This is a genomic window from Halomonas sp. IOP_6, from assembly GCF_021151565.1.
Lineage (GTDB): Bacteria > Pseudomonadota > Gammaproteobacteria > Pseudomonadales > Halomonadaceae > Vreelandella > Vreelandella alkaliphila.
This window is the reverse complement of sequence record NZ_JAIRBO010000004.1, coordinates 446,406-468,949: the sequence shown is the minus strand read 5'-3', so window position 1 is coordinate 468,949 and position 22,544 is coordinate 446,406. Positions and strand designations below refer to the sequence as shown.

The 22,544-nt window shown below is 55.3% G+C and carries 19 protein-coding genes; 6 read left to right on the top strand and 13 right to left on the bottom strand.

All coding sequences use genetic code 11. From position 1 onward, the window contains the following. Nucleotides 1-11: 11 nt before the first annotated feature. Nucleotides 12-1,175 carry a M20 metallopeptidase family protein gene (locus tag K7H08_RS10545; protein ID WP_038479028.1) on the bottom strand — a complete coding sequence of 388 codons (1,164 nt, stop codon included), beginning with the start codon at nucleotides 1,173-1,175 and terminating at the stop codon, nucleotides 12-14. Between the two features lie 253 nt (nucleotides 1,176-1,428). On the opposite strand from K7H08_RS10545, the gene K7H08_RS10540 reads away from it, so the two are divergent. Next, nucleotides 1,429-2,310, top strand: a complete 882-nt coding sequence (locus K7H08_RS10540; protein ID WP_231657881.1) for a LysR family transcriptional regulator — start codon at nucleotides 1,429-1,431, stop codon at nucleotides 2,308-2,310. Between the two features lie 33 nt (nucleotides 2,311-2,343). Beyond that, a complete protein-coding gene (locus K7H08_RS10535) occupies nucleotides 2,344-2,820 on the top strand; it encodes an NYN domain-containing protein (protein WP_231657880.1) in 477 nt (158 codons plus the stop codon). Between the two features lie 30 nt (nucleotides 2,821-2,850). Here K7H08_RS10535 and K7H08_RS10530 read toward each other — a convergent pair whose 3' ends face one another. Continuing rightward, nucleotides 2,851-3,204 carry a hypothetical protein gene (locus K7H08_RS10530; protein ID WP_231657879.1) on the bottom strand — a complete coding sequence of 118 codons (354 nt, stop codon included), beginning with the start codon at nucleotides 3,202-3,204 and terminating at the stop codon, nucleotides 2,851-2,853. A 213-nt stretch (nucleotides 3,205-3,417) separates the two neighbouring features. Between K7H08_RS10530 and K7H08_RS10525 the strand changes: the two genes are divergently transcribed. After that, nucleotides 3,418-4,497, top strand: a complete 1,080-nt coding sequence (locus K7H08_RS10525) for an ADP-ribosylglycohydrolase family protein (protein WP_231657878.1) — start codon at nucleotides 3,418-3,420, stop codon at nucleotides 4,495-4,497. Nucleotides 4,498-4,503: 6 nt separating this feature from the next. Here K7H08_RS10525 and ovoA read toward each other — a convergent pair whose 3' ends face one another. The 4 genes from ovoA to K7H08_RS10505 form a co-directional block, all read right to left on the bottom strand. Beyond that, nucleotides 4,504-6,651 carry a 5-histidylcysteine sulfoxide synthase gene (gene ovoA, locus K7H08_RS10520; protein WP_038479043.1) on the bottom strand — a complete coding sequence of 716 codons (2,148 nt, stop codon included), beginning with the start codon at nucleotides 6,649-6,651 and terminating at the stop codon, nucleotides 4,504-4,506. 488 nt (nucleotides 6,652-7,139) lie between these two features. Then, entirely contained in the window at nucleotides 7,140-7,550 is a 411-nt protein-coding gene (locus K7H08_RS10515; RefSeq protein WP_231657877.1) for a DUF1090 domain-containing protein, read from the bottom strand. Between the two features lie 136 nt (nucleotides 7,551-7,686). Then, nucleotides 7,687-8,070 (bottom strand): histone-like nucleoid-structuring protein, MvaT/MvaU family, encoded by a 384-nt coding sequence (locus tag K7H08_RS10510; protein ID WP_038479048.1) that lies wholly within the window; start codon nucleotides 8,068-8,070, stop codon nucleotides 7,687-7,689. Between the two features lie 193 nt (nucleotides 8,071-8,263). Further along, nucleotides 8,264-8,782: an AmiS/UreI family transporter gene (locus K7H08_RS10505; RefSeq protein WP_095603580.1), complete on the bottom strand. Its 519-nt coding sequence runs from the start codon at nucleotides 8,780-8,782 to the stop codon at nucleotides 8,264-8,266. Between the two features lie 535 nt (nucleotides 8,783-9,317). On the opposite strand from K7H08_RS10505, the gene paaX reads away from it, so the two are divergent. Next, nucleotides 9,318-10,244, top strand: a complete 927-nt coding sequence (paaX, locus tag K7H08_RS10500; RefSeq protein ID WP_089040475.1) for a phenylacetic acid degradation operon negative regulatory protein PaaX — start codon at nucleotides 9,318-9,320, stop codon at nucleotides 10,242-10,244. A gap of 105 nt (nucleotides 10,245-10,349) precedes the next feature. Here paaX and K7H08_RS10495 read toward each other — a convergent pair whose 3' ends face one another. Further along, nucleotides 10,350-12,299: a sigma-54-dependent Fis family transcriptional regulator gene (locus K7H08_RS10495; protein ID WP_198348891.1), complete on the bottom strand. Its 1,950-nt coding sequence runs from the start codon at nucleotides 12,297-12,299 to the stop codon at nucleotides 10,350-10,352. A gap of 227 nt (nucleotides 12,300-12,526) precedes the next feature. Here K7H08_RS10495 and K7H08_RS10490 point away from each other — a divergent pair, with 227 nt between their 5' ends. Together K7H08_RS10490 and qhpG are read left to right on the top strand one after the other, a co-directional pair. After that, the gene (locus tag K7H08_RS10490; protein ID WP_038479057.1) at nucleotides 12,527-14,011 is read left to right on the top strand and encodes an aldehyde dehydrogenase family protein; all 1,485 of its coding nucleotides are present in this window, start codon (nucleotides 12,527-12,529) and stop codon (nucleotides 14,009-14,011) included. Between the two features lie 46 nt (nucleotides 14,012-14,057). Beyond that, entirely contained in the window at nucleotides 14,058-15,431 is a 1,374-nt protein-coding gene (gene qhpG, locus K7H08_RS10485) for a flavin-dependent monooxygenase QhpG (protein WP_231657876.1), read from the top strand. On the opposite strand, the gene K7H08_RS10480 is transcribed toward qhpG, so the two are convergent. From K7H08_RS10480 to peaA, 6 genes are all read right to left on the bottom strand, one after another. Beyond that, a complete protein-coding gene (locus K7H08_RS10480; RefSeq protein WP_150112557.1) occupies nucleotides 15,350-16,045 on the bottom strand; it encodes a S8/S53 family peptidase in 696 nt (231 codons plus the stop codon). The genes qhpG and K7H08_RS10480 overlap by 82 nt on opposite strands. Continuing rightward, nucleotides 16,036-17,736: an ATP-binding cassette domain-containing protein gene (locus K7H08_RS10475; RefSeq protein ID WP_198348889.1), complete on the bottom strand. Its 1,701-nt coding sequence runs from the start codon at nucleotides 17,734-17,736 to the stop codon at nucleotides 16,036-16,038. Before K7H08_RS10475 ends, K7H08_RS10480 begins: the two co-directional genes overlap by 10 nt. Nucleotides 17,737-17,833: 97 nt before the next feature. Continuing rightward, nucleotides 17,834-18,949: a quinohemoprotein amine dehydrogenase subunit beta gene (gene peaD, locus K7H08_RS10470; protein ID WP_038479062.1), complete on the bottom strand. Its 1,116-nt coding sequence runs from the start codon at nucleotides 18,947-18,949 to the stop codon at nucleotides 17,834-17,836. Then, complete coding sequence (qhpC, locus tag K7H08_RS10465; protein WP_051626386.1) at nucleotides 18,949-19,302, bottom strand: quinohemoprotein amine dehydrogenase subunit gamma; 354 nt, start codon at nucleotides 19,300-19,302, stop codon at nucleotides 18,949-18,951. Before qhpC ends, peaD begins: the two co-directional genes overlap by 1 nt. Beyond that, the gene (gene peaB, locus K7H08_RS10460) at nucleotides 19,299-20,726 is read right to left on the bottom strand and encodes a quinohemoprotein amine dehydrogenase maturation protein (protein ID WP_038479065.1); all 1,428 of its coding nucleotides are present in this window, start codon (nucleotides 20,724-20,726) and stop codon (nucleotides 19,299-19,301) included. Before peaB ends, qhpC begins: the two co-directional genes overlap by 4 nt. 9 nt (nucleotides 20,727-20,735) lie before the next feature. Then, nucleotides 20,736-22,298, bottom strand: coding sequence for a quinohemoprotein amine dehydrogenase subunit alpha (gene peaA, locus K7H08_RS10455; protein ID WP_231657875.1), 1,563 nt, complete (start codon nucleotides 22,296-22,298; stop codon nucleotides 20,736-20,738). Nucleotides 22,299-22,544: the final 246 nt, after the last annotated feature.

The following is a 22,544-nucleotide window of genomic DNA, read 5'->3' as shown; positions in this document are numbered from 1 at the left end:
GTGTCCCCAGTTTATTGATGGTTATCGAGAAACTGCATTGCCACATTTGTCAGGAAGTCGCTTCCAATCGACAGAATGGCATCGTTAAAGTCATAGTCAGGCTGGTGAAGTTTCGGTGTTTGTGGCCCTGAACCATTTCCAATCCATGCATAGGCACCAGGAATATGGGTAAGAAAAGCTCCCATATCATCAGCTCCCATGCTGACTGGGTGCTCTACCAGCTGTTCATGCCCCCAACGCTGCACCACCACATCGCGGCACAGTTGGGCACAACCGCGGTCATTGGCAACCGCTGGTGTTGAAGGAACGTAATCGAGTGTGACGTCGCATCCTGTTGCCTTGGAAACCCCTTCTGCCACGTCGCTAATCCGCTTCTCAAGGCGTTTGCGTAGCTCGGGTTTAAAGCAGCGCGCGGTACCCGTCAGCCGAGCAGTCGCCGGAATAATATTGCTAGCATGGCCGCTTTGCAGACTGCCGAGACTGATAACAGCGATGTCCTGGGGGTCAATATTACGACTGACAATCTGTTGAATGGCGGTTGTAAATAGGCTGGCCGCGACGATGGGGTCTGTTGTGAGATGAGGCATCGCTCCATGTCCACCCGTAGAGTGGAACGTCACCTCAAAGTCGTCGCTTGATGCCATGTGAGGGACGTCATGGATAACAAAACGCCCGGCATCTACACCTGGCCAATTGTGCAGTCCAAATATTGCATCAAGAGAGAATCTCTCCTGAAGCCCCTCCGCAAGCATCGCTTCAGCACCAGTACCAATTTCCTCGGCGGGTTGAAAAATCAACACAATATTTCCCTGAGCTGGGCGCTGGTTAACCAACTGTGCAGCAGCGGCCATCAGCATTGCCGTATGTCCGTCATGCCCACATGCATGCATTACATTTGACTGGCTGGAACGATGCGAAAACTGATTAGCTTCCTCGAGTGGCAAGGCATCGAAGTCGGCTCGAAGCCCAACGGTTGCCCCCTTGCTGGTGCCTTGGATGACGCCGACCACACCGTGGCCGCCTATCTTCTCATGCACCTCATCTACCCCCAAGTCACGTAGCATCATTGCAATACGCTCAGCGGTTATAGACTCCTGACCAGATAACTCTGGGTGCTGATGGAGCTCCCTACGAAACGTGATCATTTTCTCAAGCTCAATGGCTGATAACGTCATGAGAGGTAAAACCTTGTTGTAAAGTGGTAAACCTGGGAGAAATGCGCCATCTGGCGTCTGCGATAACACATGCTTATGCAACATGAGCCGCGTACGCCGCTATACGCTTAGCCAGATTGTTTTTGAGTATGTTGTAACGCTTGGTACGAATAAAATACTTCTTCCCGATAGCGTCATACCTTTATGAGATGAGGCTTTAGTTGTATTTTCTGTATGAAATGAGACGCGCATCGTGACGTCTCCGGGAGCGGACATGAACACAAAAAAACTAAGGTACTTCCTGGCGGTGGTCGAAGCGGGTTCGATATCGTCTGCAGCCAAGCAGATACCGATCGCTCAGCCCGCCTTGACGCGACAGATACATCAGCTTGAAGCCGATATCGGAGCAGTCCTGTTTTATCGTGACCGCAAAGGGGTATCTCTGACCCAAGCGGGGCATTACCTATATGCCAACGGGCAGCGTCTACTGTCAGAACTCGAAAGTGTCGCGAAAAAAACACGCGATATTGCCAATGGCTACCGCGAAAGCCTCTCGCTCGGGATTAGCACCATACATCCCTATATTCCTAGCATCACAGCACTTATCAGCAGATTTCGCTCACGCTATCCATCAACGCAGTTAACGCTGGAATCAATGTTGTCAGGTCCTCAGGCAGAGGCGATTCTGGCGGGTCGGCTCGATGCAGGCATTCTATTCATTGAACGAGAAGATGAGCCACGGCTAGATTACTATCCATTAGCCAGTTTTCGTATGGCGGTCTTCACCAGTCGATGCCACCCTCTCATAGCGACTACCCCGACCTCGCTTAAGGATTTTCACGACGCGCCATTCATTCGGTTTAGTCGAACCTCAACACCTGGCAGCTTCGACCGGTTAGACAGGTGCTTTCAGAAGGTAGGCTTCGTACCCAATACTGTTCAGGAGTGTCGCGATGACATCACTATTCGCAGTTTGGTCGCAACAGGAATGGGGTATGCGATTATGCCAAGCATCATGGCACTAGGGGATGAAGACATTGTCGCCTATGAATTAGACGACTTGCCAATAGCCACGGATCTCATGCTTGCTTGGCAAAAGGGGCGCCAGCCAGCGGCAGTAAAAACACTATGCAAGCTCGCCGAAGAATCACATTGATTTCATCATTAACGACAAAAAAGATTATATCTAATGACCAAAGTTGCGATATTTGTTGATATCCAAAACGTATATTACACCGTGCGAGAAGCGTATGGTAAGAACTTTGATTACAATAAATTTTGGGCACAAGTAACCACTAACAGAGACGTTGTGGCTGCTTTTTGCTATGCCATCGACAGAGGTGACCAAAAGCAACGGGAGTTTCAAAACATACTCAGAGCAATTGGTTTTAATGTAAAACTGAAACCTTTCATCCAACGTTCAGACGGTTCTGCGAAAGGTGACTGGGATGTTGGCATTGCTCTCGATGCAATGGAATACGCTGAACAAGCAGATGTTATCGTATTAGTGTCCGGCGATGGAGACTTTGATCTTTTAGTCAACAAAATACGCGTTAAGCATGGTAAAAAAGTTGAGGTTTATGGTGTTCCCCAACTTACGGCAGCATCATTAATAAATGAGGCCAGTGAGTTTATAGCGATAGATCGTTCGCTCTTGCTACGTTAGGTTGCTAATAGCGTCGCTTAACTACAGAGGTTATTCGCCTGGTAACTGATCGACCCGCGTGAGGGTAAGCCGCCGCCCCTCATTCGGAGAGAAGTGAAACTGGCCTTCTACCTCCACACTTTCATCTAAATAGGGCGCTATTTCCTGGTGGGGAAATATCTCAACCCGATTAAGCTGTTCGTCTTCGATCCAATAATGAAGGGGGTCGTTGAAATGCCGCACGACGCCCTGGGTCACGATTTGCCTATCATCAAAGGCAGCTGGGTTGTTCACCAGCATGGGCAATGGCACCGTTACGGTTAGTTGCCCGCGACATCCACTGATAAGAGTTACCATCAGCAGCATAGCTACCATAAGGCCAAGGCGTTTTTGAAGTGATTTCATTGCGATGCTCCCTTCACTGTTGTTTGTCTTTTTGATCTCTATAGGCGTGGCCAGTATTAGCTTCGCAGGCGGACTGTACTCCCGCCATCCTCTCTATTTCTTGTACATACTTTATATTCGCGATGGCTCGCGGTAATGTTAACGCTCAATTTACGTCTTGCGTTGCTTAATACTGCATTTTCACAGCGAAACATAACGCTAAAGAGCCAGCCCATGACCCACACTGTGTTAGCAAGAGCGACTGCCGCGCTTAAAAACCTATTTATTGGCGATGCACTGGCCATGCCCGTTCACTGGTTCTATAACGTTCACGATATCGATAGCGCTTTTCCAGGTGGGATAAAAACATTTGAAGCGCCTCCTAAATTCCACCCTTCCTCGATTATGTCGATGCACTCTACCAGTGGCGGTGGTCGCAAACGTGCAGCGATTAGTCAACAGCCTGAGATTGTTGGCGGTGTCATTCTGAAAGGAAAGCAGTCGTACTGGGATCGCCCAAATGTACATTATCACCAGGGCATGGCTCCTGGAGATAACACGCTCAATGCACACTGTGCGTTAGCGCTAATGAAAACCATGACGGCGCCAGAGCAGCACTATAATAGTGACACCTTCCTTCAAGCTTATATCCGCATGATGACGGCAGAGACACCAGCCCACCCGGATACCTATGCCGAATCTTACCACCGCGGCTTTTTTGCAAATCTTGAAAAGGGATTGCCGCCCAAACAGTGTGGTGCGGTGACTCACGATACGCCTTCCATTGGAGGCTTAGTGACAATTGCCCCGCTGGTAATTGGCGAACGTATGAAGGGCACCTCTCTGACAGATACACGTAAGCTTTGCCGACAGCATCTCGCTCTGACACACCCGGACAACTTTCTCGCCGAGGTTTGCGACGCCTACGTTGAACTGATCGACGGTTTACTATTCCGCGAACACGAAAGCTCGGTTCAGGAAATGCTACTACAGGGCACGCGTGGCTTATCAAAACGTGATCTGACAAAACTCGTTGCTAGCCAATATAGCGAACGCGAAGTCGTCGGAAGTATTTTATCCACAGCCTGTTATATTACTGACGCCTGGCCTGCGGTGCTATATCTTGCCTGCAAACACCAACAGTCCCCCCTTAAGGCCTTACAGATCAATGCAGAAATTGGCGGTGACAACGTGCACAGAGGTGCCGTGCTAGGTGTATTACTGGGGCTGATCAACGGCGAAGCCGATGAAGATTTGTTTGCCCGGTTAACCGAACATGCGTCGATTAACCGGGCCATTGAGGGTCTTTTTTAAACCTCGCTAGGCACGACGCTCCCATAGCGTGACTTCCGAGAGGCTGTGCTGGTATTTATGCATGGTCTCACGGATCACAAAGGGCACTTTTTCAGGGGCGCTGATCATCCGGAAATTGGGTTCAAGCAGCGCTTTAAGGCCATCCAACGTGCTAACGTTTTCACCATCTTTCTTGAACCCACCAATCCACTCTTCCTTGGGCGTGTACTCTTCCAGCCAAGTATAAGGCGAGGCGATCATCAAAATGCCGCCTACATTGATGCGCTGATGGATCGTTTGCAGAAACTGTGCAGGCTTGTAAAGTCGGTCGATCAGGTTGGCGGCCAGCACAAGATCATAATTGCTGAACTGCGGCTTGAGATTGCACGCATCACCTTGATGAAAGCTAACGCGGCTCGCCGACTCTTCCAGCCCCAGACTCGCTAACGTACGCTCCTGGTAGCTGACTAGTTCGCCCTCTTCCACACGGGTATAACGCAACACTTTTTGCTCGGCCATCTCCACGCCCTGGCGAATAAAGTTAGCCGAGAAGTCCACGCCATCAACGTGTTCAAACTCGCGGGCCAGCTCAAAACTGGAGCGCCCACTGGCACACCCTAGATCGAGGGCGCGCTTCTTCTGCTTGCCCGACAGGCTGACCAACGCACGGTTGGCCAATGCTTGTGGGAAGTTGGCAACGCCAAACCAGTCATCGCCGTAATGAAACTCTGCATACTCAGCCATGCGAGCATCGCTTTCATAATAGGCGCTGGGCAGCGTAACCTCTGCATCCGACACCACATAGCGGAAACCTGCATGCTGAAAAAAATGGCGCCGGAACGCATAGCGTGCACTAAGGCGCGTTTCGTTACCACACGATATCCATGAGCCGCCCTTAATCAGATTATGCTGATTGTCGAAAGTCGGTGTTGTGAAATCATCGTACAGCGGATGAACATCAAACCCAGGGAATGGATAGGTCGGGGTCTCCACCCATTGCCAGACGTTGCCCACGACATCAAACCACTGACCGTGCTGAAAACGAGTCACTGGGCAGGAGGAAGCGCCATGATCCAGATGCAGGTTGGCATTAGCGGGCGAACCACTATTTAGCTCGGTGACACCGGCTTCTTCAACCAAGCGATGCCATTCATCCTCTGTTGGCATGCGTACAGGCTGGCCGATCTGCTCACTTTTCCAGTTGCAGAAGGCTTTGGCTTCATGGAAGTTGACTTCAACAGGCCAATCCCAAGGCATCTCCACTTCTTCTGTCATCAAGCGTAGACACCATTCGTTTTTCCACACCCAAAAAGTGGGGTGCATCGCTTTAGCAAATTTGCGCCAGCTCAACCCTTCTTCAGACCAAAACGTATCGCTCAAATAGCCGCCAGCTTCTACAAACTCAAGAAACTCACTGTTACTCACCAAGAACTGGCTAGCCTTGAACTCATCCACTTCAGCCTTATGATGGCCGTACTCGTTATCCCAGCCGTACCAAGGGTCGTCAAAGGACTTGCCTAAGGTTACCCCTCCCCCTGGCACTGTGATCAGGCTGTTTTCCGGTGGCTCTCCGCTAATGCTCACTGGCTCCCATTCTCTCTGGGGAGTCACCAGATGAAGCTGCTGCTGACGGATTAATACTGACGACGTTTCCAGGTGAATCCGCTCATGCTCAATGCCCATGACAATGGGCCAAAACGGGCTGTCCCAATCAATTGGCAACGAAAGCGGTAGTTCTCGAATCAAGGTGAGTACCGCCGCACGAACCTTGTTGCGGTAGCTCATAACATCACTGACTGACGGCCACTCATAGTGGTCATCATTCAGGTCATCCCAACTCATCTCATCGACGCCAACAGCAAAAATAGACTCCATGTTGGGATCGATACGAGTGGGCAGGAGTTTAGCCAGCACTAGCTTGTTGACGAAAAACGTCGCGGTATGTCCGAGGTAGAAAATCAGTGGATGCCTAAGAGGGATGGACTTCCGAACGTACGCTTCCTCGCTCACTAATGTAGTAAAAAGTGACTCATAGCGGTCAAACGTCGCGGTAAAACAGGTCTCAATATCCCGACGTGTCGCGTCAGGATCATTACCAGCCAGCGTCACAGTGCGGGGGAAAAGGCCGAATGATGTCGATTCCTTCAGCCCAGCTTGGGAATTGGTGGAAGTCATCTCTTGGAGCACCTTTTTATCTTTAAAAACATAAGTTTTCTCGCACCCCGCCCAGGTATGGTGGACTCTCTATCACCACCGCTGAATTGCATTTGCACGAGGCAGATACCTATGATCATTAAAAACCATAAACTTGTACAAAAGCTAGTCTAGCTATACAAAAAGTTAGCCATAGCGCATTTTGTACATTTACATTTCAATAAAAAGAAGGCTTTACACTGGGTGGCGACACATCTATCAATGAAGCATCACTGCCTTCAACAGATGCTTGTTTAAGAACGTGAAGAGTAATGGCAAGGTCTGATCCAGCATCAATATGCAGAGATCTGAGCCATTGATGCAGAATTCAAAATGCAGGGAGAGAGAAGGAGGGATAAATACAAGGTAATGTTACAGATGAAAAAACGTTAGCCTCCTTTCATCGGTAGTAAAAAGAGGCTGCTTGGAATAAGCGCATCGCTGCAGCTTACACTCAGTCTTGATGCAGACTATTCGTTAATACGTTGCTGCAGCAAATTCAGTTCTTGTGTGTGCTCTTCAAGCTCACGTACTTCTTCTGCTAATTTTTCACGCCGTTTCTGAATATCGTCTTCGTCGCCCTCTCTGAGAGCCTCCTCAAGTGCTAACTCACGCTCACGTACCTCTTCCTGGCTCTCTCGAACCTCTTCGGCAGCCTCTGTAATCACTTGCTCATTTGTGCAATTCTCTTCGATGGAGTGCAATGCACGCTGCAATCCTCTAACACGATGCTGATTATCGTGTGCTTGAGCGTATTCCAGCTGTTGTCGTAGGACAGTCGCTTTATCTTCACACAACCTTTCTGTTGCGTGCGCTGCTGGCAGCAGTAAAACTCCTGCTGTTGCAGCTAAACTTAAACAATAAAGCCATGTTTTTTTCATTACTCGCTCCTAGCGCTCTACGTGCTTTACAAGGTAAGCGTAAAAAAATATCGACCTTATAAAGATATAGAGATCATTTCCAGCTAGTAAATATACGCCGCTCGCGGTGGAACCGTGCGAGCGACGAATGAACAGATTAGGCGCGTTCTTCTACCACCCAACTAACCACTTCTTCATTGCCGAATTCAGCTTTCCACTCTTTAATGACGTTATGGTTGCCACCACGCGTTTCAACGACCTCCCCCGTGTGTGGGTTCTTGTACACTTTTAGAGGGCGCTTCTTGCGGCCATCGGTACTGCTTATTTTGGTGCCTTTAACAGATGCGGAGCGATATGATGGGTCAAGCATTTCGCATACATCGCGGGCTAGCTTGCCATGCTCTGTCATAAGCGCTTGCAATTTCTCGTTGAACTCCAGCTCTTTTTTCAATTCACTATTGTTTTCAAGCGCTTGCAACTCTTCCTGTAGCTGCTTTAACATCTGCTCTTTCTTGATGTAGTCGCTTAATACTGATGCCATGTATTCATCTCCTTAATTTTTAATTTCTTTGCCATATACTGATAGCACAGTAAAACATGTTAAGAGTGCTACTTCAGCATGGCAGGCGTACTCACGAGCAGGTGTGATTATTAAACGATTATATACCGTGTGATTTCATAATGTAGGTGTTCTCAAAAAATTTTAAGTATTATTTACGTTTAGTAACGAACAGCTATGCATTAATAATCCCTAATAATATCAGAACGCCAGGAATCCAACCCGTAAAAACTGCGCAAAATAGTGTATAAATTGCAACTGAATGCTGTATTTTTTTCGCTAATGCTAGCAAGCAAAAAAAGCTGAACCACAAAGCAGACCATGCAAACCAGCTAAATGTATTCCACAGCTCAAAGTTAATTCCTATATCGGCGATAGAGCTTGCTCCAACAAACGCCGCTGTAATACTAACAAAAAAGCAGAACCATCCAAGACCTGCTCCATCCGCCTTTAAAAACTGGTTAGCTCCAACCCAAAGATAAGTAAAAGCGAATAACAAGGTAAATGCCCCCGTGCTAATTGCAGCAGAATTATCCGGTTCTCGGAAAATCAAATAGACAGCAATAATGAAGCTCAACACACCAACCATGATGTTGATAACAGATACCTCTTTGTCACCAATCTTTCCTAGCAGCCATATTCCGTTCACAAACAGTACTGCTCCGACATATAGCAAGGTAAGCCCTAAAATCATCACAACCATTCCTGTAGTTATTTTTTAATTTTTCTGGCGTTTTTAGTTTTCTTTTTCTACTGCTCCACTGCATATTTAATAAATATCTACATACCTCCTCGCCAGACACATCAGCGTTTAAAAAAAGAAAGTAACTTCCAATTAACATGGTCGTCGACGTGTGATCCTGTAACTACTTCTTTTTATTTTATTTTCATAGAACGATTCACTTTTATTCAAACGACAACCAAGGTCTAGCAGCACATCATGCGAGCTAAGAAAGACCGAAATGGCACCAAGAAACTCTATTTTTAAAACCGGGGGAGTATAGCAGGGGTTACGTGAGCAACCATTGAAATTAGTGTCATATCTTCATAAGAAGCCGCAACGAAATGCTAGCGTCCACGACCTTTGCGATACTAAATCATTCTTCATGATTCACTGATAACCCTGCAGGCCAAATCACAAAAAAACGTGATACGATAATCCTCTATAAAAGCTATATTTTCTGTCGTTTTTTGCGACAACTTCATCGTAAAGGGAATCAACGTCCACCATGTCGTCAGCTACAGACTGCGTCGCTACGCTTATTGATGACTTCCAGAAGCGTCGGCCTATTCGCGCCGGCTCACTGATTATTACTGTCTATGGCGACTCTATCGTTCCACGGGGCGGTACTGTGTGGCTCGGCAGTCTATCGAAACTGGTGGAGCCCATCGGCATCAATGAGCGTCTGGTGCGTACATCGGTTTATCGGCTGACCCATGAAACCTGGCTTCGCGGTGAAAAGGTCGGTCGTCGCAGCTACTATCGGTTAAGTGGCCCTGGGCGGCGCCGTTTTGAACAAGCTTTCAAGCGTGTCTATCACGGTGCCCAGCCACCCTGGTCGGGCCAGTGGACATTGGCGCTGCTGACGCAGCTGCCAGCCGACCGTCGCCAGCAGATTCGTGATGAGCTTGAATGGCTCGGCTTTGGTAGTTTTGCTCAGGGCGTTCTGGCACATCCCACGCTGTCATGCGCGGAAACTATGGTGGCCTTGCAAGAGCTTGATGCGGCAGACGACACAATCGTAATGCAGACACAGACCATGGAGCCTATGACCAGTAAGCCGCTGCGCCTGCAGGTCAGAGACAGCTGGAACCTCGACGAACTCGCCGAGCTTTACCAGCGTTTTCTGGTTAAGTTTCGCCCACTGTGGAATGCGCTCAACGCAGAGAACCATTTAGGGCAGGAAGAGTGCTTCATTGCTCGTACCTTGCTGATTCACGAGTATCGCAAGGTTCAGCTACGTGACCCCCTACTGCCTGACGAACTGCTCCCTACGGCGTGGGAAGGCCGCTACGCCCATCAGCTCTGCCGCAACCTCTATCGGTTGCTCTATGAGCGCGCAGAGCGCTGGCTAGACAGGCACCTAGAAACTGCCGAAGGCCCATTACCAGCCCCCGGCCCTAGTTTCTACCAACGCTTCGGTGGATTGGAATGAACGCCTTACGTGTCTTATGGCGGGGGGCACCTACCCTCCGTTGAGCTAGACAGCCTATAAGGCCAAGCTGGAAGAGACCGTCCAGCTTGGTTGCACTTCACCGGCTCAAGGTGACGCTTCCCCCAGCCGTCGATAAAGCGTCGAGCGGCTGATACCTAGCGTCCGGGCCGCGGCAGTCATGTTTCCCCCATGGGCTTCGAGCGTACGTACCATATGGGTTCGCTCCATTTCTCGCAGTTCTTGGCAACCGTTGCCAGGGTCCTCCGATGTGACCGTATTACGAACGCCACTTTCTATGGGCTGAGCAAGCTTACGCTGCCAACGCGGCGAAAGCCTTTCTATGGTTAGCCGTTGGCACTCTGGCTCAGCTCCCACCAGAGCCGCTTCTAAACAGTGTATTAGTTCCCGCCAGTTGCCGGGCCAAAGGTAGGCAGTCAAACACTCTAATAAGGATTCATCCAGCGCCAGAGAGCGGCCATGTTGGCGACATAGCGCGGCCCAGTGTTGACGAATCTGTCCCGCGAGATCAGCCTGCTCGTTCAGCGTGGGAAGCTCTACTACCACCCCAGCCAGACGATAAAAAAGATCTTCGCGGAAGTCACCGGTTGTCACCAGACTTTCCAAATCGCGATGGCTAGCGGCTATTACTCGGCAGTCGATGGGTACCTCGCGGTGATCGCCCAGAGGCGTCACCACTCTCTCCTGCAACACCCGCAGCAGACGGGCCTGCAGCGCCAGCGGCATGTCACCGATCTCGTCGAGCATCAAAGTGCCACCATTAGCTTGTACCAGACGCCCGCTGTACCCGCCCTTACGGGCGCCGGTAAAGGCGCCTTCCACATAGCCGAATAGCTCCGCCTCGATAAGGCTTTCGGGCAGCGCTGCGCAGTTAAGTGCCACGAAGGGCCGCTGCTCACCGAGACTGCTATGCAGTGCTCGAGCCAACTGCTCTTTTCCGGTGCCAGTTTTGCCCTGCAGCAGTACAGGCAAACCCGCTTCCAGTGCCCGGCTAGCTCGGCGAGCCTCCCGGGCCAGCGCCATGGGCCAGTCCTCCACCAGCGCCTCAAGCCCACGAGAGAGGAATGGTTCGGGTGACGCCGGCATCACCGTGGCTTCTCCGCTAAAAATTGCCGGCTGCCACTGATCCGGGGGATTGAGCCGCCCCACCAGTTGGGCGCCGGTAAGCGGCAGCCCCAGCAAGACCGAACACCGTTCGCATTGACGACAGATTTCCTTCCAGGAATTGCCCAATAATTCTTCAATATGGCGACCAATTAGTGAGACAGAGGCCTCGCCCAGCCATTGGGCGGCCTGAGAATCAACCGCCAAGATCAGCCCCGAGTCGTTCATTGCCACTAGACCACAACTCACGCCGTCCAACTCAGCCAGCGATGCGTGCACCTGGAGCACCCAACGCTGCTGGTAGTGGTGGAAAAACAGCCGTTGCTCCAACGCCCCCGTGAGCTGCTGCACTCGGCGCAGGAAAATTTCTGGTCGAGGGTGATTGGCCTCGAAGGTAAGGTCGATCAATCCTAAACAGTCGCCGTTGAGATCAAACAACGGGGCGGCTACACAGGAAACAGGGTTGTCGGGGAACAGCAGATGCTCGCAGGACTTGACCAGCACCGGTGCCCGCTCGATGAGCGCTAGGGCAGGTGCATTGGTCCCGAACCAGCGTTCATCCAGGTTGATGCCAGCCCCGATGTGAAAGCGATCATTAAGCACGAATCGCTGGCCGTAGCTCTTGAGCACGGTGGCATCCGGGGTGGCCAGCAGCAATTGGCAGCCACGCAGGTCCTCAGTCACTCGCCTGATCAGCGGGTCAGCCAGTTCAATAAGGCGACGATGCATCTCGCGCTGAGCGCGGAGTTCGCCACTGTCGAGCCGCGGCAACTCGGGTAGGCTACCAAGCTGCAGTCCATGCTCAATGCAGCGCTGCCAAGAACGGTCGATACTGGCATCGAGCATGCCCATCGGTAGTTGCTGGCCACGGAGCAGATGTTCACGGGCCTGGAGAATCACGTCGGGGGTTCTCAGGACTGTTTTGGAGATCATGGGCTTCTCCCAGCGAGGTTAGCGAGCTGTCCCAGAATGCGACAGCCGTCGTATCCGGCGACAAAACGGCGGAAGAATATCGTCATAACCAACCTTCAACTCACTGATATTGTTGTGATTATATTATTTCCCTGAGCTGGCACGGGGCTTGCTAGGGAGTATTGGAGGCGTGCAATGCTTAGCACGCACTCAAAACAATCATAAATCAGCCTGACAGGAGCACAACCATGACGCAGCCCTCAACTGCCATTCAAGCTTGGCTGGACAAGAGCCACGCTCTTTTTATTGGCGGCCAGTGGCGCACCGCCGCCAGCGGCCAGATGCTGGATGTCTATAATCCCGCCACCGCGGAAGTGATCAGTCAGGTTCCGGCGGGTGATGCCGCCGATATTGATGCTGCAGTCGGTGCTGCCCGAGAGGCCTTCCGTGACTGGCGCAAGTCGCGGCCAGCCCAGCGTGAAAAGCTGCTGCTGGATCTTGCCGATGCTCTGGAGGCCCGCGCCGATGACTTTGCCCTACTCGAGACACTAGACAACGGCAAGCCAGTGACCTTTTCGCGGCATATGGACGTAGCTCTCGCCATCGACTTTATCCGTTATACTGCGGGCTGGGCCACCAAAATCGAGGGGCGTAGCATGACACCCTCGATGCCTTTCGTGCCCGAAGACAAGCACATTATCGCCTACACCCGCCGCGAGCCCATAGGCGTGGTGGGTGCCATCATCCCCTGGAATTTCCCACTGCTGATGGCAACTTGGAAGGTCGCTCCGGCCCTAGCTGCTGGCTGCAGTATCGTACTCAAGCCCGCCGAGGACACCCCGCTAACCGCCATATTATTGGCAGAACTGGCCGAGCAAGTAGGCTTCCCGGCTGGCACTCTCAACGTCGTCACTGGTCTGGGGCACACCGCTGGAGCAGCGCTGGCCAGCCACCCAGGAATCAACAAGATAGCCTTCACCGGATCGACCCCCGTGGGTAAGCAAATCGGGCATTCCGCCATGGAGAACCTGACCCGTACCACCCTGGAACTGGGCGGCAAATCGCCGGTGATGGTGCTGGCCGATGCGGATATCGAGGCAGCCGCTACCGGCGCGGCTCAGGCAATCTTCTTTAACCAGGGGCAGGTGTGTACCGCTGGGTCGAGGATCTATGTACATGAGTCGATCCACGATACCTTCGTCACCAAACTCGCCGAACAGGCCCAGAAGCTGACGCTAGCGCCGGGCTGGGAACCCACCAGCACCCTCGGCCCGCTGGTCTCCTCTAAACAGCAGCACCGGGTGCTGGCGTATATCGAACAAGCGCGCAGCGACGGCGGCACCATCGTCACCGGCGGTGGTAAAGGCAGTGAAATCGGCTACTTCGTCGAGCCGACGGTGATCACCGGCTTGGCCCAGGAAAGCCGCTGTGTGCAAGAGGAGATCTTCGGTCCGGTGGTCGTGGTCCAGACCTTCCGCGATCTTAACGAACTGGTGTTACTGGCCAACGACTCTCCTTATGGACTGGCCGCCAGCATCTGGTCCAACGATCTTGCCGCGGTCAATCGCCTGGTACCAGAAATAGAGGCCGGTAGTATTTGGGTCAACGGCCACAACCTGTTGGATGCCTGCATGCCCTTCGGCGGCTTCAAACAGTCAGGCATTGGCCGCGAGCTCGGCGATTCACTGATCGAGCATTACACAGAGCAGAAATCGGTTGTGATGATCGTTTGATATAACCAAGTCCTGGCACCGTACCAGCCCCAAGGGGATTCATCTAATGCGCCAAGACATGGATAGCGAGATATTGATCGCCGGAAGCGGCCCCGCTGGTGCCGCTCTGGCCATGCTGCTGCATCGCGCTGGTCGACGAGTCACCCTGGTGGGGCGTGTCCGCGATTACCAGGCCATTGAGGGCATTGCCCGGCGCAGCCTCCAGGCCTTACAAAGCCTGGGGCTGCACCGGGCTGCCGCTTGCGCGGTGGGTCCTTTGCCGCGACGAGTTATCTGGGGTGGTAAGGCTCGGGCACCCAACGCCGAATGGCTGCTGCCGCGTCCATCCTTCGATGCTGCCCTGCTGGAAGATCTTCACGAGGCTGGTATCCCCATGATCAAAGCGAGGATCACGTTCCTGGAGAGCCAGAAAAGTGAAGTTCATCTGGGCCTGGCAGATGGTCGCATACTGACCGCTCCCTGGGGCGTGGAGGCCCGGGGCCGGGCGGCGGCGCGGCGCCAGTTCCGCGACGCAGCTCCCTGGTCAACCCCTGCTTGGATCCTACGCGGCGAGGCCGCCGACTCAGACCCTGCCAGCGCTGCCCTGTCGTTGCCCGGCGGAGGCTGGGCCTGGTGGTCACGGCTTAAAGGCCAGCAGTATCTGCAGTTGGCCCTACCGGAAGCAACGCTACGCCGGGCACGGCATGACCCCAACATCTGGCTAGCCGCCCAGCCCGACCTGGCACAGCTCTGGGGCCAAGCCAAGATTTGTCATCACTACCAGCGCCCTAGCCTACTGGGGCGCACCCAAGTGAGAGAGGGGCGCCTCTGGCGCCTCGGGGATGCCGCTATGGCCATCGATCCCCTCTCCGGACAGGGCATTTTCAATGCGCTCTCCTCAGCCCACGGCCTAGCACCAGTTCTCAATAGTCTCTTTGAGGAAACCAGCATCGCGGCGCCCCTAGAGCGCTTCCACCAACGCCGCCAGGATGCCCAGTACTGGCGTTTCGCCCGGGCTGGCCGTGACTTCTACCGTCAGGCTGCCTATCAAGAGTCGATAGACGCCGATCCGGCACCCTACTGGACGGAGCGCTGTCACTGGCCCGATCATCAACCGCTACATCTACCAGAGCCCTGGGCTCAAGTACGAGTGAGACGCGGCCTGGCTATCATTGGTAACCACTTGGCCGAACGGGAGCTGGTGTTTACCCAGGACCAGCCAATGGGAATTCAGGCAGTGGCGGGAATCTCCCTAGCGCCTCTGGTCAAGGCTATGCAGGATGGCGACCACGCAGCGGCTCGGGCACTATTGGCCGCCGCTGGCCCCGCGGCCATGGCGATCATCCGCTGGTGGGCCGATCACCCTGACTGGCCAGCGCTGCCCGAGCCCCACTCTCTTGGCGGTGCCCCCCTTTCACCGATTGACTCCGCCAGCCAATAGCCCAGCGCATGGGCCGCAGCGAAGCTGGCTCCGCCCAGTGCAGGAGGAGTTTCCACCGGTGGTGGCCCCACCTGCCAGGGCTGCCAAACTCGGCCTTCCTCGGGGAGATCTCGGCCCGCCCAGACGCAGGCGTACCAGTGGCCATTCCAATCACGCCGTGGCGAGCCCGGCATCAGTCCCGCGGCGCCACTCACTGCTATCACCCCGGGCCAAGCGGCTGGGTAGACCGGCGCCCCGAAGCGCGGGCTGGCAGCAACGATGCGGGTGCCTGCGGCCTGTAGCCTCTCCACCGCCTCCTGCAGTCGCGTGTCGGCTCGGGGCAACCCCAAACTACACAGCAGCCAAACCGGTGGCACCTCTGCTTGCCACTCGAAGGCCGCAGTCAGGGCAGCAGCATTGGCGGTGAGACGCTCCTCAAATAGCTTGTAGTAGGCGATTTCAAGCCGCGTGAGCGGCAAATAGTGGCCCAGGGTGGCGAGGATCGCCCGGCCATGACCAAGGTGATCTTCGGGGTCAGCACCACTGAGCGAGTGGAAGCGCGTCAGAGGCAAACCAGGAGGCACACCACTATCGATAACCCCCAGAGTCGGGCTGCTGGCCGGAATTAGAGACATGACGACGCCTCCACTGCAACCAGTTGCCCTTGCTGGAGCCGATAGTAGGCATCCAGATTGCCAAAGTGGTCGCTTTGGTGGCTGATAATCAGCCGAGTGCTATCTCCCAGCACCTCATCAAGCAAGGCATCGAAAGTTCGGGCAGCCGCTGGATCCAGCGCCGCAGTTGGCTCGTCCAGCAGCACCAAGCGAGGCTTTTTTAGCAGTGCCCGAGCCAGGGCCAAGCGTGAACGCTGGCCGCCAGAGACCTTGCCACCCAAGTCACCCAACTCGCTCTCTAACCCTTCCGGCAGGGCGGTCAGCCAGTCGGCGAGCCCAACGCGGGAAAGCGCGTCAATCAACTCGGCATCGCTTGCCTCAGGTGCCAGGGCGCGCAGGGTCTCGGCCAAGCTGCCGCGTAGCAGGCTGGGGTGCTGTTCCACCCAAGCAACCTGCTTGAGCCAATGATGGCGGGAGAGCGCATCAAGCGGCACGCCATCGACACGGATTTCACCCGACTCGAGCGTCTCCAGCCCTAGCAACAGACGGATTAGGCTGCTCTTGCCTGCCCCGGAGGGACCGGCAATCAGCACCTTGCTGCTCGGCGGAAGCGCGAGATCAATATCATCCAGAAGCCAACCGGATTGGCCGGGATGGCGGAAACGCACACCCTCCAAGCAAAGCCCACCAGGCCCGACAGGACGGCCGCCCTGGTAGGGATCACGCATGGCGGGCTCATTGAAGAGCTCGGCCAAGCGGCAAGCGCTGACCCGGGCCCGCTGCCACCCCCCATAGAGACCCAGCAGGCCACCGATGGGGGCCATCACCATACCGAGGTACGCCAACAGGGCTACCAGCTCACCGAGTTGCAACTGCCCCTGAATCACCAGATAGCCGCCCAACAGCAGCACCCCGGCCCGGGCCAGAGAGAGGATCAGTTGGGGCCCCACGTCGCTGAGAAAGCCCACCCGACGCACCGCCAACAGGCGTCGCAACTGCTCGTGGCCAAGTCCCTGGAGACGATTGAGTCGCGACGACTCCAGCGCCTGACCTTGAAACCAGGGGCCATGGGCCAGGGTATCCTGCCAGAAGCCAGAGAGTTCGCCGCTCTGTTCACGGAGTGCCTGCTGACGGAGAGTCAGCGCCGGGCGCCAAGCGCGCAGCCACAGCCATTGGATGGGTACTAGCACGGCCACCAGGGCCATTAGCATGGGACTGAATAGGCCAATCATAGCCAGCGCCCCCACCAGCCCTAACAGATTGGAGAGTCCGCTAAGCAAGCCGTCCAGGGCGAAGCCCTGGAGGATAGACAGGTCGCCATCTAGACGGCTCATCAGATCGCCTCGCCCTCGCGCCTGCCAACGGGCCGGTGCCAGGCGCAGCAGATGGCGAAGCAAGGAGCGGCGCAGCGAGAGCAATAGTCGGGCAGAGAGCGCCACATGCTGCAGCCGGGTTAGCCCCTGTAGGGCCAGGGTAGAGAGCCCCAACACCACCAAGGCGGCGACGTAGGCAGCGACGGTGCTGAAGTCCCCCTGCATAAGGCCGTGATCGATCAAACGCTGGGTGAGCAACGGAGGCAACAGCGCCAGCAGGGTCGCCACTAGGCTCAGCGTCAGCAGCCGGGCCAGCGCTATGCGCCGCGCCTTGAGGGGGCGGTAGAGCCAGCCCCAGGGCAGCGCCCCTGTGTCACGGGTGAAGTCAGGCTCGCGCATCGACGCTCTCTTCATTCATCAACCATAAGGGCTGCCCCCAGCAAAAATGGCCGACCGCTTTCACAAGCGCCGGCCAGAAGGATCATGCAGCGGCAATCTAGAAGCGTGCCACCTTCAGCGTTGCGGTGCTCATATCACCGGGCAAGCGAATGCGCCCCAGATCATTGAAGTCATCATCATAGATGGCGATATCACTGGAAGCGCCGCCCAGGTAGATCCGCGAGCCGTCATAGGAAGTATTAACACTGTAGTAAGTATGATCAAGATCGATCACCTTCACTATCTCTTGGGTGCGGGCATCCAGCTTGCTGAGCTGAGTGTAGACGCCATAAAAGACGTCCCGCTCCCGGGGATCAGAAACCATGGAAAAGATGATGAACTCAAAAGGGGCTATCTCCTTGTTCTCGGTCTCGCCGGTGGCTAGGTCGACGCGGCTGATGCCCCAGTGCCAAGCTTCGTTCTTCTCGCCGGGATGCTCAGCTACCGTGTAGGGACGCAGGAACTCGTTGGCTACCTCGCCCATCGACCACATGGCTAAGGAGTCTGGCGGGCTAAAGCTGGGGCGATCCCAATTTCGGTTGGCAATGGCGATCTCGGTCTCGCCGTTTTCCGGGTCGACCCGATAGATATCAGCACCAGCCAGATAGAGATTACCGTCCTCGGCGGCCCCCATGGTCGTCACCTGGCGCGGTGCTGGGAAGGTAGCCAGGGGCTCGGCAGCTAGACCTGCTGCGGTGTCATAGACCGCTAGCTGTGGCTCCAATACTTCGTAGTGGTCGAGGCCTAGCCGCGCCCGATCCCAAATGCTATAGAGACGGCTGCCGTCGGGGCTCACGGCAAGGGAAGCGATGGATTTAGCGCGTATTGAATTGCCTGAGCCGCTGGCGCGAAAGACTTCCTCACAACTAGTGAGGTCGATGCCCACTACGTCTTCCCAGCGGTTGTGCAGCACATAGGCGATCCGCTCATCCGGCGATAGCTGCAGGGTGCCGGAGCCAAAGGCGCCTTCTACGTCACAGGTACGCACCACCTCCTGGGCCTCCGGATCGATCACGTAGAGCTGGTTGGGACGAACCATGGTCACCAGATACTCGCGTACTTCGTCAGCGCTGGCTTCATCGGCGACAGCAGCATTAACCACCAGAGGCTGGGCAGCGAAGGCCAGCAGCCCCATTAGGGTCAAATTGAGCAGCTTAATTTCTGAGCTATTCATCACTTATCGTCTCCCGGATAGACACTATCGAACTTGCGCCAATCATCCTCAGCGCGGTCGGCTCCATCCCCCCAGTTGGGGTAGGTGTTCATAGTGTCCGGCACCTGAGCAGGCCACCAGCAGGGGTCAGCGCAGCCATAGAGATCCGCTTCCATAGGTTGGCACAGCGAAGCCACGCCGCCGAAGGGGTCCACTTCCCAGCCCGGGTCAAAGCTAGACGTGCACCCGGCAATGGTCTGCATGGCCTGCACTTCTTCCAGGGCCTCTGGGCTAGCGGCCCGCTCCATTTCGCGGGCCTTGCGGTTGAGGGGTGCCAACCCCAGTGCGGTCAAGTTCTTCTTGTTATTTGTCATGCTGTCTGCCTCCCGGCCAGGGGGCCGTCGAGAAAATCGGGGTTATGACGCAGGATTCGAGCGTAGGCTTGAATGCCGAAATCGACCCAGTCGCGCATCAGGTCACAATAGTGGTAGGTGGGAGTCATAGGGTCGCCATAGCGGGCGTAGCTCTCGTGGTAGCAACCGCCGGAGCAAAGGTTGCGGATCCGACAGTTGCTGCAGCCACGCTCGGAGCGATCACTCCTGGCCTCGATAAACTGCTTGAGGCCTGCGTGATCGAGCCCCTCCTGGACGCTGCCAAAGGTGGGCATCTCGGAGCCGGTGAAACGGTGACAGAGGTGCACATCGCCCGCATGATCCACCGAAACCAGCCCTAAGCCAGCCCCACAGGGCACCGCCTTGCTGCGCCCTTCCCAAAGATCGGTGAGCAGTTGGTTGAAGTTACCGAAGCCGATATCGCGCCCCTGAATGGCGGCTGCCACGGCTCGCTCACCGAGCTCGACCATACCGTCGAAGACCCGCTTAAGCTCATCGCTGGTAAGATTGTAGTCAGCCATATCACCGGAGGTGACTGGGGCGAAGCCCGCCTCGGCGAAGCCCAGTTCGTTGACCAGGTGATCGTGAATACCGATAACGTCGGTGATGCCACGAGTCAGGGTCACCCTGGCTCCCACCGGTCGTGAGCGATAGCTGGCCAACAGCGGCTTAATGCGTTTGGCCACCAGGTCATAGGTGCCCTGGCCGTTGACCGCAATACGGTTTTTGTCGTGGACCGCTTTGGGGCCGTCCATGCTCACCGTGAGCCCAAAGCGATGGGCGTCGAAGAAAGCGATCTTTTCCTCGTTCAGTAGCGTGGCGTTGGTGGTCAGCGTGAAATCTACTGCCTTACCAAGCCCATGAATGCGCGCCTCGGCCCAGTCCACCACCTGGCGGATCAAGGGCATGTTGCTGAGCGGCTCGCCGCCAAAGAAGACGATGTTGTAGCGATCCCGCTGCGGGGCTTCGCGCATCATCATCTCGATAGAGGCCTGGGCGGTGGCCAGATCCATCTTCTTACCGTCCCGGGGGTTATCCAGGTCTTCCTTGTAGCAGTAACTGCAGCTAAGGTTGCAGCCAGTGTTGACATTGAGCACCACAGTAGAGAGCGGGAACTGCTCCACCTTTACGCTGGGATTATAGGCCTGGACAACACCATCGGTGATCAGCTTCAGTGCCTTAAGCTGTAGCAGCCGCTCCTGGATATCGTCGCCGCTGGCCTGATGTATCAGATGGCCCGGCAGCGCCCGGCTATTGAGCCCCTCCTTTCGCCCGGCCAGTGCCAGCAGCTCCTCGCTGAGTGCGTCCGGGGCGAACAAACTCGTGGTGGGGATATGAAACCACAACGGCTGGCCTTCTACTTCCATCCGATGCAGGTTCTCGGGTATGGCTTGTAAGATTCCCATGGTGATCTCCTAGCGAAGCGGCGGGTTGTTCCAGCGTTGTACGGTAACGATCAGTTGGGCTTCGTCCTGTATCGCCTCCTGTCCTACCACACTGGCGGTCACCCGTAGGTTGCCCACGCTGTTGGCGTTGTACTGACGCAGCGGGTTGGGCCCAGCCCCGGCAGGTGAGAAGATCCCTGTGGCGGCGTCCAGTATGCCCGCAAACCTGACATCCTCGTCGCGCTCGGCGATCTCGTCCCAGGGGGAAACGCTCCAACGTACCGGTACCTGCCCCAGCGGGATGGTCTCATCAGCCCCGTCCAGATATCCGGCGGCGGTGAAGACGCCACTCACCGGCGGAGTCTTATCGTTACCGATGCGAGCAACTCCCAGCGTTGGACTTACCTCCAAACGATCTACCGTGCGATAGCCAGCCAGCAGCCTCTCGGCACTGATCTCGCCGATCTGCATAGCCAGCCAGCCGGGTGTGAGATCGTTGCTGGCCTCAACGTCCAGCACCAGGCGCATGTCGCTACGTTCGATCACCTTACGCACGGTGACGCCCTCCCCAAGACTGATTTCCCCTTCCCCAAGGCCGTGGCCCAGTAGCACCAGCCGGCTACGCTCACCGGCCTTGAGTGAGGCGGGCAGGCTGGCTAACACCGCAGACTCGGCCGCTTCGTGAGGCACCATTTCCACCATCATTCCAAAAGCATCGTCATGATCATCGAAGATGCGCCCGCTGGGATGCGCACCGGAGAGATCCAGTACCTGCTTGAGATCACGACCGTTGAGGTTCAGGTTGGCGCGCCACTCATAGCCGGTATAAACGATGGCCTGGCCTTCGCCACTGAGCGGACGACCACTGGTGAAAGCGCCGTCCAGGCTAAGGGAGTAGGCATCCTCGCCTTCATCGGTGTTAATAGTAACGTCGGCATAAAAGTCGCCTTCTCCGGGCCAGTGCCCCCAGAGCTGCCAGTCACCCTCAGGAGAGGTCTGTTCGGCCTGCTGCCATGACTCCCAAGCTTCATTTTCGAGACTTTGAGACTCGGCCAGCCAGGGAGCGATCTCGCTCAGGGCGAGATCGAACCAGTCACGATCCCGTGCCATGGACTGGTACTCAGTGGTCTGGAACTGGCCCACATGGAAGTGCACCAGTCTCTCCCACTCTTCCTGGGGACGGCGCTGTAGTTGGGCGCGGCCGCCAGTATGACAGCGGGCACACATTTCCTGATAGCTAGGATGATCAAAGGACTCGATACGGTTGAGGCGTCGCTCGATCAGTTCACGCTGAGACGCGCTCTCCTCGGGCGCTAGGCCGCGGGTATCAGCGAGGAACTTGACGATATCCCGGCGAGCCTCCTGGGGCAGCTCCAGGCCGTGCATGGTCTGCATGCGCGCGATCGTCATGTCCCAGCCTTCCGGGGTCTTACGCTGCGCACTAATGCGACTCCAGCTCTGGGGGCCACTTTGGGCCTGATGGCAGGCTGAACAGTGCCTGTCGATAGCCTCGCTGCCAGCAGAGGCCAAGACGGCGCCGGTAGGCAGCAGCAGGGCTAGGCTACAGAGCCCTGTAGGAAGTGCATGTCTCATCACGGAGGGTTCTCCACGCATTATTGTTGTCGTTATGTTCACCTGCGGTTCTCTTCGCGGACGAACATAGAAGGTGTGTGCCAGTACCATTCAACTTGCATTGACCGCGCCGACTATCAACTATTTCTTTTTATTCATGTAGTTAAAGTTATTTACTTATCTGAGTTTTTTTAGATTTTCAATCAACCGGCAGCAATCGGTGCCCCAACTTGCAACAGTTGCGTATGGACTTGAAACACTTTGCCT